The sequence below is a fragment of the Bacillus inaquosorum KCTC 13429 genome, from assembly GCF_000332645.1.
GTDB lineage: Bacteria > Bacillota > Bacilli > Bacillales > Bacillaceae > Bacillus > Bacillus inaquosorum.
The window spans coordinates 117,536-129,648 of record NZ_AMXN01000002.1 but is presented as its reverse complement, the minus strand read 5'-3'; the positions used below and the strand labels follow the sequence as shown (position 1 = coordinate 129,648).

The following is a 12,113-nucleotide window of genomic DNA, read 5'->3' as shown; positions in this document are numbered from 1 at the left end:
ATTCCATACCACCGGAAAATGCTCATCAAACATGAGTTGAAGCGGCCACTGGTTTAGCGATGCCTTTCTTGGGCAATTAAAGAATAAAAGAACAAAAGTTTGGAGGAGCTTGACATGAAGGCACATACGGGAAAGGATTGGTTTTGGTACCAAATGGGGCCTCAGGAAAGAAATAAGGCAAGAGATCTGATCCATTTTTCTCACTGGCCTCAATGTGAAAAGTGGTTTGAAAATAATCACCATATTAATTTTTTGCGCGTAGACACGACTGAAACAGAAAATGAAGCGGTATTTGGCTCGATTGTATATGATCAAGGGCTGGGTGAGGAAAAAGACCATACCGTTTTTCACTTTTATATTACCAGGCAATATTTTTTTACAATTAACTTTGATTTTTCGATTTTGAAAGGGATTAAGGGAAAACAAGTTGTCCAACAAATGGAAAGAGCGGACAATGCTATAGAGGGATTTTTGATTCTTCTCGGCGAATTAATGAATGCGTATTTAATCGGTGTTGATGAATTTGAAGTAAAGCTAAGAAAGCTCAGATGGCAAATCAAAGACGACAATAGCAAAAGCATTTTAAACCGCGTCCATCTCCTGCGCCATGAGCTGATGATCTGGAAAAACTTAATCCTAAGCGCCAAAAAAATTGAAATGGCGTTGAATGAAACCTTTTTGCCTCAAAATGAAGGAAAAAAGGATTATCAGCGGACACACCTCAAAATTGACAGGGGGTTTACATACATCAGCGAATTTGAAGGGGAGCTTAACAATCTGCTGCATTCAGAGGAAGTCATTACTTCTCACAGGGGAAATGAAATTGTAAAAGCGCTGACCATTTTTACGACGCTTTTTACGCCGATTACAGCACTGGGCGCCCTCTGGGGGATGAACTTTTCAGTGATGCCTGAGCTGAATTGGAAATACGGATATCTCTTTTCCCTCTTATTGATTATCACCTCTACGGTCCTGATCTACCTGTATCTGAAGAAAAAGGGCTGGACGGGAGATATGCTGCAGGAACGTAAGAAGAAAAAGAAAAGGCGAACACTGTAGGATGTTTCATTTTCTGTGCAGCGGATAAAGGATAAATAGAACAAGGTAAAGGAGGAATGGAAATGAAAATAAGAGACATCATGACGAAGAATGTAGAATGCAGTGAACTAACCGCTTCAATGACTGAACTAGCGAAGAAGATGAGAGACTCCAATGTCGGTTCTATTCCAATCTGTGAAAATGGCACACTTCAGGGGATTGTTTCTGATCGAGATATTGTGACGAGATGCTTAGCTGAAAATCAGATGGATGCAAAAGCAAGTGACATCATGAGCGCTGACATCGTATCCGGCCATCCTGAAATGTCTGCTGAAGAAGCGGGTCAGCTTATGTCAGAGCACCAAATCCGCCGTTTACCGATTCTTGAAAACGAACGAATTGCCGGTATTGTTGCGTTAGGCGATCTTTCCGTTGAGAAAGATACAGATCAAAAAGCCGGTGAAGCATTAAGTGAAATTTCTAAATCAGCATAATGAAAGATGGAGTGAAGCAGGCATGATGATCATCATGCCTGTTTTTTTATTGAGTAAAATAGTGAAATCAAGCATGTACATTCAGCTGAAACCACTTTTTCTGCCAGCAGGAATTGATTTTTCAGTATATAAAACCTTCAGGAAATCATTTTTTCCCCGTTTGATTACCGGTTCTTATTTTTCTACAATACGCATTGAAAGGAGAGGGAATCAAATTGGATTCAATAGAAAAGATAAGCAGAACCTTGATTGAAGAGGCATATATAACAAAGGCTTCTGATATTCACATTGTGCCGAGGGAGCGTGATGCCATCATTCATTTTCGGGTTGATCATGCATTGCTTAAAAAAAGGAACATGAAAAAAGAAGAGTGTGTAAGACTGATTTCACATTTTAAATTTCTCTCAGCGATGGACATAGGGGAAAGACGAAAGCCGCAAAATGGTTCGCTTACGTTAAAGCTTGAAGAGGGACATGTTCATTTAAGAATGTCAACGCTCCCCACAATTAATGAAGAAAGCCTCGTGATCAGAGTGATGCCTCAATATAATATCCCTTCGATTGATAAACTGTCATTATTTCCGAAGACAGGAGCCACCTTGCTCTCATTTTTAAAACATTCCCACGGCATGCTCATTTTTACCGGGCCGACTGGTTCAGGGAAGACCACTACACTATACTCTCTTGTTCAATATGCAAAAAAACACTTTAATCGAAATATTGTCACACTGGAGGACCCTGTTGAAACAAGGGACGAGGATGTTCTTCAGGTGCAGGTGAATGAAAAAGCGGGTGTGACATATTCCACAGGGCTGAAGGCTATTTTGCGCCATGACCCGGATATGATTATTTTAGGTGAGATCAGAGACGCGGAAACAGCCAAAATTGCGGTGCGGGCAGCGATGACGGGGCATTTGGTGCTGACGAGCCTTCACACGAGAGATGCGAAGGGCGCGATTTACAGGCTGCTTGAATTCGGCATCAATATGAATGAAATCCAACAGACCGTCATTGCAATAGCGGCTCAGCGCTTGGTTGATTTGGCTTGCCCGTTTTGTGAAAACGGATGTTCATCGGTGTATTGCCGCCAGTCACGAAGCACCAGGAGAGCAAGCGTTTATGAGCTTCTTTACGGGAAAAATCTTCAGCAATGTATCCAGGAGGCAAAAGGAAATCATGCAAATTACCAGTATCAAACGCTTCGTCAAATTATCAGAAAAGGAATTGCGCTTGGCTACTTGACGACAAACAATTATGACCGGTGGGTTTATCATGAAACAGATTAGGAAAACTTGGCCGTTAAAGGATCAAGCCCAGTTATTGAAGCGGCTCGGTGAAATGACGGCGGGCGGGTATACCCTTCTGGATGGATTACGCCTGATGGAACTCCAGATGACTAAAAGGCAGGCGGCTGACTTGACTGACACAGTCATTCGTTTGAGGGAAGGGGCGCCGTTTTATCAAGTATTAAAGAGTTTGTCATTTCATAAGGAAGCCATAGGTATTTGTTATTTTGCTGAAACACATGGTGAACTGCCTGCTTCCATGATCCAGAGCGGAGAGCTGCTGGAAAGAAAAATTGCACAGGCAGACCAGCTGAAAAGGGTGCTGCGATATCCGCTTTTCCTCATCTTCACAGTCGCTGTCATGTTTTATATGTTACAGGCCATCATCATTCCTCAGTTTTCCGGTATCTATCAATCGATGAATATAGAAACCTCACGTTCAACAGACATGCTTTTTGCTTTTTTTCAGCATATTGATCTTGTGATCATTCTAGTGGCTCTTTTTGCAGCAGGTATCGGCCTTTATTATTGGCTTGTGTTTAAGAAAAAATCACCTGCTAGGCAAATGCTTATTTGTGTCAGGATTCCTTTGGTTGGAAACCTTGTCAGGCTGTTTAACAGCTACTTTTTTTCTTTGCAGCTAAGCAGCCTTTTAAAATCAGGCCTCTCAATTTATGACAGCCTTAGCGCATTTAAACATCAAACGTTTCTCCCTTTCTACCGCTGCGAGGCTGAACAAGTGATTGAACGGTTAAAAGCTGGTGAATCAATTGAAGCCGCTATTTGTGAAAGCCCTTTTTATGAAACTGATTTTTCAAAAGTCATATCTCACGGCCAGCTAAGCGGCCGCCTGGATCGGGAGCTTTTCACATACAGCCAGTTCATACTTCAGCGGCTGGAACACAAGGCGCAAAAATGGACAGGCATCCTTCAGCCTATGATTTATGGATTTGTTGCAGCGATGATCTTAATCGTGTATTTATCTATGCTCTTGCCTATGTATCAGATGATGAATCAAATGTGAAAGGAAGAGGCTGATGAATGAGAAAGGTTTCACACTTGTTGAAATGTTAATTGTGCTCTTTATTATTTCAATCTTGCTTTTAATTACAATACCGAACGTCACGAAACATAATCAAACCATTCAGAAAAAGGGCTGTGAAGGCCTGCAAAACATGATTAAAGCACAAATGACTGCATATGAGCTCGACCATGAAGGACAGACACCGAGCCTTGCTGATTTACAGTCAGAGGGCTATGTGAAAAAGGATGCAGTTTGTCCAAATGGGAAGCACATTATTATCAGTGGCGGAGAAGTTAAGGTTGAACATTAAATTAAACGAGGAGGAGGGATTTACCCTTTTAGAAAGCTTACTTGTGTTAAGTCTAGCCTCTATCCTCTTGATTGCCGTGTTTACCACACTTCCTCCTGCTTATGACAATACAGCTGTCCGTCAGGCGGCTTGGCAGCTGAAAAACGATATTATGCTTGCACAGCAGACTGCTATTTCCAGTCATCAAAGAACAAAAATTCTCTTTCAGAAAAAAGAATATCAATTAGTCATGGGTGATATTGTGATTGAACGTCCGTATACAACGGGACTTTCTATAGAACCGCTGACATTAAAAGACCGTTTGGAATTTAACGAGAAAGGGCACCCGAATGCAGGCGGAAAAATACAAGTAAAAGGACATGCCGCTTATGACATCACAGTTTATTTAGGGAGCGGGAGAGTCAATGTGGAGAGAAAGTAAAGGTTTTTCTACAATAGAAACAATGTCTGCGCTAAGCCTGTGGCTGTTTCTGATGCTGACAGTCGTTCCCTTGTGGGACAAGCTGATAGCTGATGAAAATATGGCGGAATCACGAGAAATCGGCTACCAGTTAATGAATGAAAGTATTAGCAAATATATGATGACTGGTGAAGGAGCTGCGTCAAAAACGGTTACAAAGAACAATAATATCTATATGCTGAAGTGGGAGGAGGAGGGAGAATATCAAAACGTATGCATCTCAGCAGCATATAAAGAAAAACCATTTTGCCTCAGCATTCTGCGGACAGACTGGCTATACGCTTCTTAACGTATTATTTTCGCTCTCCGTCTTTTTGCTCATATCAGGATCGTTAGCTATGATCTTCCATCTGTTTTTGTCACGACAGCAGGAGCATGACGGTTTCACACAGCAAGAATGGATGATTTCAATGGAGCAGATGATGAACGAGTGCAAGAAGTCTCAAACAGTCAAGACAGCCGAGCATGGGAATGTATTGATCTGTACCAATCTTTCCGGGCAAGACATCCGTTTTGAAACCTATCATTCAATGATCAGAAAAAGGGTGGATGGCAAAGGGCATGTGCCGATTCTCGATCATATTACTGCCATGAAAGCTGATATTGAAAATGGGATTGTGTTGTTAAATATTAAGAGCAAGGATGAAAAAGTGTATCAAACTGCTTTTCCGGTTTATACGTCTTTAGGAGGAGGATGAATGTACCGTTCGAAAGGGTTTATTTATCCCGCTGTTCTTTTTGTGTCCGCGCTTGTGCTGCTGATCGTAAACTTTACTGCTGCTCAATATATTTCACGCTGCATGTTTGAAAAGGAAACAAAAGCGTTTTACACAGGAGAAAATTTGCTTCAAAATGGCGCACTTCTTTCAATTCGGCATGTTCTTGAGCAGCGGAAAGGCCAAAAGGGTTCACAGCAGTTTACATATGGGCAGGTTTCTTATCACATTCACAATACATTGATAAAAGAGCAAAAACAAATCAGCTTAAAAGCCATTACGGAGTCGGGAGCAGAAAGAACTGCACAGCTAGTGTTCGATCAAAAACAGAAAAAACTGCTGCGCTGGACAGAATAAAGCAGAGAAAAGGGTATAAAAAAAGTCATGTGAGCCAACACTCATAATAATTGAATGATGAGGTGATCACGTGAAAACGAATGATTATGTCAAATATATGACTCAGCAATTTGTCAAATATATAGATACTCCGAAAGATGAGCGAAAAGAGCGAAAAGAGGTCCGGAAAGAAACTAAAACACCCGCTTCACAGCATTGGTTCGGTATTTTACCCTATGGTTTCAGGCTATGGCTTAAACGGAAAAAATAATCACATATACAAAGAATAAGGTCCTTCAAATAAGGAGGACCTTATTGATATTCTTCTAATATGGCAATTTTATTGACCTTTTGGCTGTAGGGATCGAATGAAATCGTTACAAATACGCCGAATTCCTTTGATCCTTCCCTCAGGGTTAGGTGGTATTGCTTTACTGCTTCATCTTTTCTTTTTCGGTCCCATACTTTTTGTTTGAACAGTACCTGTGCGAGCGGGTACCTTTTTTTTGCTTCTTTTACAGCAAGCTCTTCCCATTTGGACATGTGGCGGGCGGTCACAAGTGGTGCTTCTTCTGCGTGAACGGCTGCGGTGCCGAAAACGAGAAGAAGACATATCACACATTGTTTGATCATCATGCTGTCACCCTTTCTTTGTTTATTATTACCAAATCATGTTTGGCTATGCATTTAATTTCTCACATAATAATCCCAAAAATTTCAAAAAAATTCAAAAAGGTGAGCAATACTGAGTAAGACTTTGTAATATGATGAAAACATTCTTTTAAACGAACAAAACGGTCGATTTTGATGTTTTTCAATCCATTAAACGTTGATTATACTCTATTTGTGCAGTTCTTTAAAAAGAACGATTGTCATATCAAGTTACAGTGTTTTACAGGAGGTAAGATATGTTTCGATTGTTCCGCAATCAGCAAAAGGCGAAGACGAATCTGAAAGTTCTGCTTCTTATTTTTCAGCTTTCAGTCATTTTCAGTCTGACTTTCGCGATATGCTTACAATTTTCCGATGATACAAGCGCTGCTTTTCATGATATTGAAACATTGGATGTTTCGCTTCAAGCGTGTACAGATTTTCAGCATACAGATAAAAACTGCCATTATGATAAACGCTGGGATCAAAGTGATTTGCACTTATCAGATCAAACGGATACGAAAGGCACTGTATGCTCCCCTGTCGCTTTATTTGCTGAGCTCGAAAATACAGGCGAGAAACTTAAAAAATCAAAGTGGAAGTGGGAGCTTCATAAGCTGAAAAATGCCCGCAAACCATTAAAGGATGGGAATGTGATCGAAAAAGGATTTGTTTCCAATCAAATCGGCGATTCACTTTATAAAATTGAGACGAAGAAAAAAATGAAACCCGGCATTTATGCATTTAAAGTATACAAACCGGCTGGCTATCCGGCAGAAGGCAGTACATTTGAGTGGTCGGAGCCTATGACGCTTGCAAAGTGCGATGAAAAACCGACAGTTCCGAAAAAAGAAACGAAGCCAGCCTTCAAAAAGGAGAAGGAAAACTCTCAAAAGGATATACAAGAAAAATCAAATAAAGAAGATGCAACTCAAGAAGCTGTAACAAAAGAAAAAGAAACTCAATCAGTTCAGAGGGAAAGCGGGGAAGAGGATGAAAAAAGCAATGAGGCTGATCAGTAATATTCTCTACGTGATCATCTTTACTCTCATTATTGTGCTGACGCTTGTCGTGATATCAACACGTTCATCCGGGGGAGAGCCGGCAGTGTTTGGATACACGCTGAAATCAGTTCTGTCAGGTTCAATGGAGCCGGAGTTCAACACAGGTTCCTTAATATTGGTCAAAGAAATTACTGATGTGAAAGAGCTCCAAAAGGGTGACGTCATTACATTTATGCAGGATGCAAATACGGCGGTGACCCACAGAATTATTGACATGACGAAGCAAGGAGACCATTTGTTATTTAAAACAAAAGGGGACAATAACGCCGCAGCTGATTCAGCGCTCGTATCGGACGAAAATGTCCGTGCGCATTATACAGGTTTTCAGCTTCCGTATGCCGGCTACATACTTCATTTTGCCAGTCAGCCGATCGGAACTGCTGTTTTACTGATTGTTCCCGGCGTGATGCTGCTGGTGTACGCTTTTGTGACAATCACAAGCGCCATTAGAGAAATAGAAAGAAAGACAAAAGCTTTGGAAACAGATACAAAGGACAATACTATGTCCACTTAACATCAGTTGTAAACCTGGCAACAGGTTTCGATATAATATCATTCAATAAAAGGGGAGTTTGCCATGGGTATGAAAAAGAAATTGAGTTTAGGAGTCGCTTCTGCGGCATTAGGATTAGCTTTAGTTGGAGGAGGAACATGGGCAGCATTTAACGACATTAAATCAACGGATGCTACTTTTGCATCAGGTACGCTTGATTTATCAGCTAAAGAAAATTCAGCAAGTGTCAACCTGTCAAATCTAAAGCCGGGAGACAAATTGACGAAAGATTTCCATTTTGAAAATAACGGCTCACTTGCAATCAAAGAGGTATTAATGGCGCTGAATTACGGAGAATTTAAAGCAAACGGCGGCAGCAATACATCTCCAGAAGATTTTCTCAGCCAGTTTGAAGTGACGTTATTGACAGTCGGAAAAGAGGGCGGCAATGGTTACCCGAAAAACATTATTTTAGATGATGCCAACCTCAAAGACTTGTATTTGATGTCCTCAAAGAATGATGCAGCGGCTGCTGAAAAAATCAAAAAACAAATTGACCCTAAATTCTTAAACGCAAGCGGCAAAGTCAATGTAGCAACAATTGACGGTAAAACCGCTCCTGAATATGATGGTGTTCCAAAAACACCGACTGATTTCGACCAGGTTCAAATGGAAATCCAATTTAAAGACGACAAAACAAAAGATGAAAACGGGCTAATGGTTCAAAATAAATACCAAGGCAACTCCATTCAGCTTCAGTTCTCGTTTGAAGCAACACAATGGAATGGTTTGACAATCAAAAAGGAACACACTGATAAAGACGGTTACGTGAAAGAAAATGAAAAAGCGCACAGTGAGGATAAAAATTAATAGCAGCAATAAAAAAGAGATGGCCCGGTATATCATATACTGGGCCATCTCTACGTTTATTAACAAAAGAGGAGTAAGTGCCTCTGCTCAGGCACTACTCCTCTTTTTGGGATTTTCTCCATTTTTGATAATCTAAAAATTCACGAAATTGTTTTTTCGATACCCCGGATGTCATTGCATCGCGAACCAATTTCTCCCATTCACTATCTAATTGACCATCGTATTCGGTTTCATGTTTCTCATCGAGCAAAGTATGAACCGAGACGTCCAGAACAGCGGAGACTTTTTCGAGAAATTGAATGGAGGGGTTCGTTTGTAGATTTCGTTCTATTGAGCTTAAATAAGACTTCGCTACCCCAGCTTTTTCAGCTAGTTCTGATAGTGAGTAGCCTTTTTCTTTACGGTATTGTTTAATACGCTGGCCAATCAATGTCATCACCTTCCTTGTGATATTATAGCACATTCAGAAAGGATTTACGGTATGACTTCTGGCTGCCGGACCAGGATGAGCAGACTTTTTGTTTAAAAGTAAATATTTTCGTATTTCTTCCGGGCTGATATTTGCCTCTTTGGCTTTCATCATTAATTCAACCCATTCTTGATCTAATTCGAAGTGCTCTTGTTTTGCATTTTTCATGCAGTTTCTCCTCCTAAAATACTTGTTTATGTATTTCAGCCAGTCCGGCCATGACTCATTGTATGCCTTCATTGGTCTCTGGAAGTCATTTGTCATTGAAATTGCCAGAATTTTTTTCCAATATATCTTTATTATAGTCGCATTTTTTCAAAAAAAACGAGAACGATGTCGAATGGTAAAAAAGTTAGCTTGAAATATTATTTTGCAGATAAAATAATCCGCCATTTTCAATTTCAACTGATATCTTTGGTTGATACAAGGCTTTCAGGGCCTGTTTTTCTAGATAATACTCTTCTGGTTTTTCTTCTGTATGCTCATAAAATTTGTCAAGCAATTCCATATCTTTTTTCCACCTGTTTACAGCCTGTTCTGCCCAGTCTGACGGCTCCTGCATGGCGGATTTAGCAATATAGTTTTCCATGCGCTTGAGGCCGCTTTCTGGTTTGATCATAGGCGATATGGTGAAGCAATAGTCACATATTTGAGACGTCAGTGAAAGCTGTGTCAGCTTGCTTTGAAAATCTTCAATCATGGTTCCAGAGACTAGGTGAAGACCTAGTGACAATAGCTTGTCCTTTTTCATGTCGGACTGGTATGAAATCGTGATATTTATACCAAGCCAAGGCTGGAGTGGGACTTTAGCTCCGGCTGATTCAATTTTCTCATACATTCTGGTAAATCTCCCATTTTGTTTAACAGCTTTAAATATTTGAAAAAGGCGGGGCGCTCCAAAATAAATAAATTCGCCGTCTAGGTCTTTTGGAGCAGTCTCCTTATCTGTAATAAAAGTGATTTTCATCGGATTCGGATCACCGCCTGTCTTCTCGCGCCAATGCCAGTAGAAAGGGCGGTTCATGATCTGTTTGTCCATTTCAACTGTAAGCTGCACAGTCATATAGCCGGAACCTTGATCGACGATTTGGCAGCTGTTTGCCTGGAAAAAACGAAGCAGAAAATCGTGAACCTCTTGCTGTCTCACTTGTAAAACCTCCTTACAGGCTAAGATCCTCTTTTTTCAGCAGGCTGCTGTTTTTTATAAGACAAAAATGAGGTTAAATTATCCATTTTTATTTTCATTTCTTCTTCTGTAGCTGAATGGTACAAAATGTCATGTAGGTGCTCTTCAAAATTGTTCACTTGAATTTTCGTTAAAATGTCATCAAGTTCGCCGACCACTTTTTCAAACAAATGAATTTTTTCATATAGCAGCTTTAAAATATGCTCTTCTACAGTATGTTTCGTCGCCATGTTGTATATGTGCACGTCACGCTCCTGCCCGAGCCTGTGAATTCTTCCGATTCTTTGCTCGAGACGCATCGGATTCCATGGCAGGTCATAGTTGATCATGTGATTGCAAAATTGCAGGTTTATCCCTTCACCGCCTGCTTCAGTTGCAATCAGGACTTGGACCTTTCCGCGGAAAAGATCCTTCATCCAGTCTTTTTTCCCGCGTTTAAATCCGCCTCTGAACGGCACAGAACTGATGCCGTTTTGCTGAAGAAACCATTGCAGGTAAATCTGGGTTGCCCGGTATTCTGTAAAAATGATGACCTTATCGTCTATCTTTTTGATCAGATCAACGACCTGAAGCGCTTTGGAGTTTTGTGTCACTTGGTTGATGCGATCTATTAAAACCGAAATGGTGTGCTCATCAATGGCCGGTGCTTGTTTCTCTTTTTGATCTAGCATCTTTTTCAGCGTCATATACACCGCTTCTCTGCTCGAACAGCACTCTCTTTGCAAAGTCATAATCGAGAACATGCTGGCCGGCTTGTTGATGCCTTCCTTCAGGCGGGAAATTTCATCATAAAGCGCCTGCTCAGATGGAGAAAATTCAATCGGCACTGTTTCAACATAGCGCTGTTTCCAATTCAGCCCTGTGTCATGCCGCCTGTTACGGATCATGACTTTATTCACAAGATCTTTTAAATGCTCGTGCGCTTCTAAACTGGATTTCTTCTTAGCGAACTCTTCCTGAAAGTGATTTTGACTGCCTAAATGGCCAGGCTTTAATAAGGACACCAAATTGAAAATTTCTTCGATACGGTTTTGAATTGGCGTCGCGGTAAGAAGCAGGCAATATTTTTTTACGAGATTCCGGACAAATTCATAGTTCTTCGTTTTGCTATTTTTTAGTTTATGTGCCTCATCAATAATGACGAGATCATATGGGATTGACAGCACAATTTCACGGTGGGGCGAGCGCTTCGCGGTGTCGATTGATGAGACGACAATATCGTATTGCTCCCACACGTAGCTTTTCTTTTGTTCAACAGCCGGGATCAAAAATTTTTCCTGTAGCTCTTTGACCCACTGTGACACAAGGGAAGCGGGCACAAGGATTAAAATTTTTTTGGCTAAACCGCGAATCATATATTCTTTTAGAATCAGCCCGGCTTCAACCGTTTTCCCGAGACCCACCTCATCTGCTAAAATCGCTTTCCCGTTCATTTTTTCAACCACTTTTTGCGCTACCTCAAGCTGGTGAGGGAGCGGCGTAAAGGAAGGCAGATATAAAGGGGCCCGTAAGCCTTCAAATTCAGGAATTGCTAATGTTTTCTGGATTTCTGCAGATAGCTTGTACAGTTCCCAGTTCGCCCATGGGCCATCATTTTTCAGCCTTTCAGCGAATTCTTCCGGCCATTTTGCATCGTAGATCATTTCTGCGTTCATTGCTTTGAAACCGCCCTTCTTATTCTTCGATTCTTAAAATGAACAATATAAGAAAAATCTG

19 protein-coding genes are annotated in these 12,113 nt (G+C 40.9%); 14 read left to right on the top strand and 5 right to left on the bottom strand.

Translation table 11 applies throughout. The features are described 5' to 3' along the window. Positions 1-114: 114 nt before the first annotated feature. The 11 genes from corA to BSI_RS15945 all read left to right on the top strand — a co-directional run bounded on the left by corA (position 115) and on the right by BSI_RS15945 (position 5,935). A complete protein-coding gene (gene corA / locus BSI_RS15895) occupies positions 115-1,059 on the top strand; it encodes a magnesium transporter CorA (RefSeq protein WP_003236968.1) in 945 nt (314 codons plus the stop codon). Positions 1,060-1,121: 62 nt separating this feature from the next. Beyond that, positions 1,122-1,532 (top strand): CBS domain-containing protein, encoded by a 411-nt coding sequence (locus BSI_RS15900; protein ID WP_003236965.1) that lies wholly within the window; start codon positions 1,122-1,124, stop codon positions 1,530-1,532. 22 nt (positions 1,533-1,554) lie between these two features. Beyond that, positions 1,555-1,785: a hypothetical protein gene (locus BSI_RS15905; RefSeq protein WP_032731884.1), complete on the top strand. Its 231-nt coding sequence runs from the start codon at positions 1,555-1,557 to the stop codon at positions 1,783-1,785. After that, positions 1,748-2,818 (top strand): competence protein ComGA, encoded by a 1,071-nt coding sequence (gene comGA / locus BSI_RS15910; protein WP_003236962.1) that lies wholly within the window; start codon positions 1,748-1,750, stop codon positions 2,816-2,818. Before BSI_RS15905 ends, comGA begins: the two co-directional genes overlap by 38 nt. Continuing rightward, positions 2,805-3,842 carry a competence type IV pilus assembly protein ComGB gene (gene comGB, locus BSI_RS15915; protein WP_003236959.1) on the top strand — a complete coding sequence of 346 codons (1,038 nt, stop codon included), beginning with the start codon at positions 2,805-2,807 and terminating at the stop codon, positions 3,840-3,842. The genes comGA and comGB overlap by 14 nt, the downstream gene beginning before the upstream one ends. A 13-nt stretch (positions 3,843-3,855) precedes the next feature. Beyond that, on the top strand, positions 3,856-4,152 hold the full coding sequence (comGC, locus tag BSI_RS15920) for a comG operon protein ComGC (RefSeq protein ID WP_003236957.1): 297 nt from the start codon (positions 3,856-3,858) through the stop codon (positions 4,150-4,152). Further along, complete coding sequence (gene comGD / locus BSI_RS15925) at positions 4,142-4,573, top strand: competence type IV pilus minor pilin ComGD (protein ID WP_003236956.1); 432 nt, start codon at positions 4,142-4,144, stop codon at positions 4,571-4,573. The genes comGC and comGD overlap by 11 nt, the downstream gene beginning before the upstream one ends. Continuing rightward, positions 4,557-4,901 (top strand): competence type IV pilus minor pilin ComGE, encoded by a 345-nt coding sequence (comGE, locus tag BSI_RS15930; protein WP_003236954.1) that lies wholly within the window; start codon positions 4,557-4,559, stop codon positions 4,899-4,901. The genes comGD and comGE overlap by 17 nt, the downstream gene beginning before the upstream one ends. Positions 4,902-4,926: 25 nt before the next feature. After that, positions 4,927-5,310, top strand: coding sequence for a competence type IV pilus minor pilin ComGF (comGF, locus tag BSI_RS15935; protein WP_032731882.1), 384 nt, complete (start codon positions 4,927-4,929; stop codon positions 5,308-5,310). Then, a complete protein-coding gene (comGG, locus tag BSI_RS15940) occupies positions 5,311-5,685 on the top strand; it encodes a competence type IV pilus minor pilin ComGG (RefSeq protein WP_003236951.1) in 375 nt (124 codons plus the stop codon). Positions 5,686-5,755: 70 nt separating this feature from the next. Next, positions 5,756-5,935, top strand: a complete 180-nt coding sequence (locus BSI_RS15945; RefSeq protein WP_003236949.1) for a YqzE family protein — start codon at positions 5,756-5,758, stop codon at positions 5,933-5,935. Between the two features lie 41 nt (positions 5,936-5,976). Here BSI_RS15945 and BSI_RS15950 read toward each other — a convergent pair whose 3' ends face one another. Then, positions 5,977-6,300, bottom strand: a complete 324-nt coding sequence (locus BSI_RS15950) for a YqzG/YhdC family protein (protein WP_003236947.1) — start codon at positions 6,298-6,300, stop codon at positions 5,977-5,979. Positions 6,301-6,572: 272 nt separating this feature from the next. Here BSI_RS15950 and tapA point away from each other — a divergent pair, with 272 nt between their 5' ends. The 3 genes from tapA to tasA all read left to right on the top strand — a co-directional run bounded on the left by tapA (position 6,573) and on the right by tasA (position 8,742). After that, positions 6,573-7,337 carry an amyloid fiber anchoring/assembly protein TapA gene (gene tapA / locus BSI_RS15955; protein WP_003236944.1) on the top strand — a complete coding sequence of 255 codons (765 nt, stop codon included), beginning with the start codon at positions 6,573-6,575 and terminating at the stop codon, positions 7,335-7,337. Beyond that, complete coding sequence (gene sipW, locus BSI_RS15960) at positions 7,321-7,893, top strand: signal peptidase I SipW (RefSeq protein WP_003236942.1); 573 nt, start codon at positions 7,321-7,323, stop codon at positions 7,891-7,893. Before tapA ends, sipW begins: the two co-directional genes overlap by 17 nt. A gap of 63 nt (positions 7,894-7,956) precedes the next feature. Continuing rightward, entirely contained in the window at positions 7,957-8,742 is a 786-nt protein-coding gene (gene tasA, locus BSI_RS15965; RefSeq protein WP_003236939.1) for a biofilm matrix protein TasA, read from the top strand. Positions 8,743-8,836: 94 nt separating this feature from the next. On the opposite strand, the gene sinR is transcribed toward tasA, so the two are convergent. The 4 genes from sinR to BSI_RS15985 all read right to left on the bottom strand — a co-directional run bounded on the left by sinR (position 8,837) and on the right by BSI_RS15985 (position 12,052). Continuing rightward, a complete protein-coding gene (sinR, locus tag BSI_RS15970; protein WP_003226345.1) occupies positions 8,837-9,172 on the bottom strand; it encodes a transcriptional regulator SinR in 336 nt (111 codons plus the stop codon). A gap of 33 nt (positions 9,173-9,205) precedes the next feature. Next, on the bottom strand, positions 9,206-9,379 hold the full coding sequence (sinI, locus tag BSI_RS15975) for an anti-repressor SinI (RefSeq protein WP_003226347.1): 174 nt from the start codon (positions 9,377-9,379) through the stop codon (positions 9,206-9,208). 184 nt (positions 9,380-9,563) lie between these two features. Beyond that, entirely contained in the window at positions 9,564-10,358 is a 795-nt protein-coding gene (locus BSI_RS15980; RefSeq protein ID WP_003236936.1) for a YqhG family protein, read from the bottom strand. Between the two features lie 20 nt (positions 10,359-10,378). Further along, entirely contained in the window at positions 10,379-12,052 is a 1,674-nt protein-coding gene (locus BSI_RS15985) for a DEAD/DEAH box helicase (protein ID WP_003236934.1), read from the bottom strand. Between the last annotated feature and the right edge of the window lie 61 nt (positions 12,053-12,113).

Coding starts and splice junctions, on each gene's coding strand:
- corA (WP_003236968.1), top strand. CDS start 115: ATGAAGGCACATACGGGAAAGGATTGGTTTTGGTACCAAATGGGGCCT.
- comGC (WP_003236957.1), top strand. CDS start 3,856: ATGAATGAGAAAGGTTTCACACTTGTTGAAATGTTAATTGTGCTCTTT.
- comGG (WP_003236951.1), top strand. CDS start 5,311: ATGTACCGTTCGAAAGGGTTTATTTATCCCGCTGTTCTTTTTGTGTCC.
- tasA (WP_003236939.1), top strand. CDS start 7,957: ATGGGTATGAAAAAGAAATTGAGTTTAGGAGTCGCTTCTGCGGCATTA.
- BSI_RS15905 (WP_032731884.1), top strand. CDS start 1,555: ATGATGATCATCATGCCTGTTTTTTTATTGAGTAAAATAGTGAAATCA.
- sinI (WP_003226347.1), bottom strand. CDS start 9,379: ATGAAAAATGCAAAACAAGAGCACTTCGAATTAGATCAAGAATGGGTT.
- comGB (WP_003236959.1), top strand. CDS start 2,805: ATGAAACAGATTAGGAAAACTTGGCCGTTAAAGGATCAAGCCCAGTTA.
- sipW (WP_003236942.1), top strand. CDS start 7,321: ATGAGGCTGATCAGTAATATTCTCTACGTGATCATCTTTACTCTCATT.
- tapA (WP_003236944.1), top strand. CDS start 6,573: ATGTTTCGATTGTTCCGCAATCAGCAAAAGGCGAAGACGAATCTGAAA.
- BSI_RS15950 (WP_003236947.1), bottom strand. CDS start 6,300: ATGATGATCAAACAATGTGTGATATGTCTTCTTCTCGTTTTCGGCACC.
- comGE (WP_003236954.1), top strand. CDS start 4,557: ATGTGGAGAGAAAGTAAAGGTTTTTCTACAATAGAAACAATGTCTGCG.
- BSI_RS15900 (WP_003236965.1), top strand. CDS start 1,122: ATGAAAATAAGAGACATCATGACGAAGAATGTAGAATGCAGTGAACTA.
- BSI_RS15985 (WP_003236934.1), bottom strand. CDS start 12,052: ATGAACGCAGAAATGATCTACGATGCAAAATGGCCGGAAGAATTCGCT.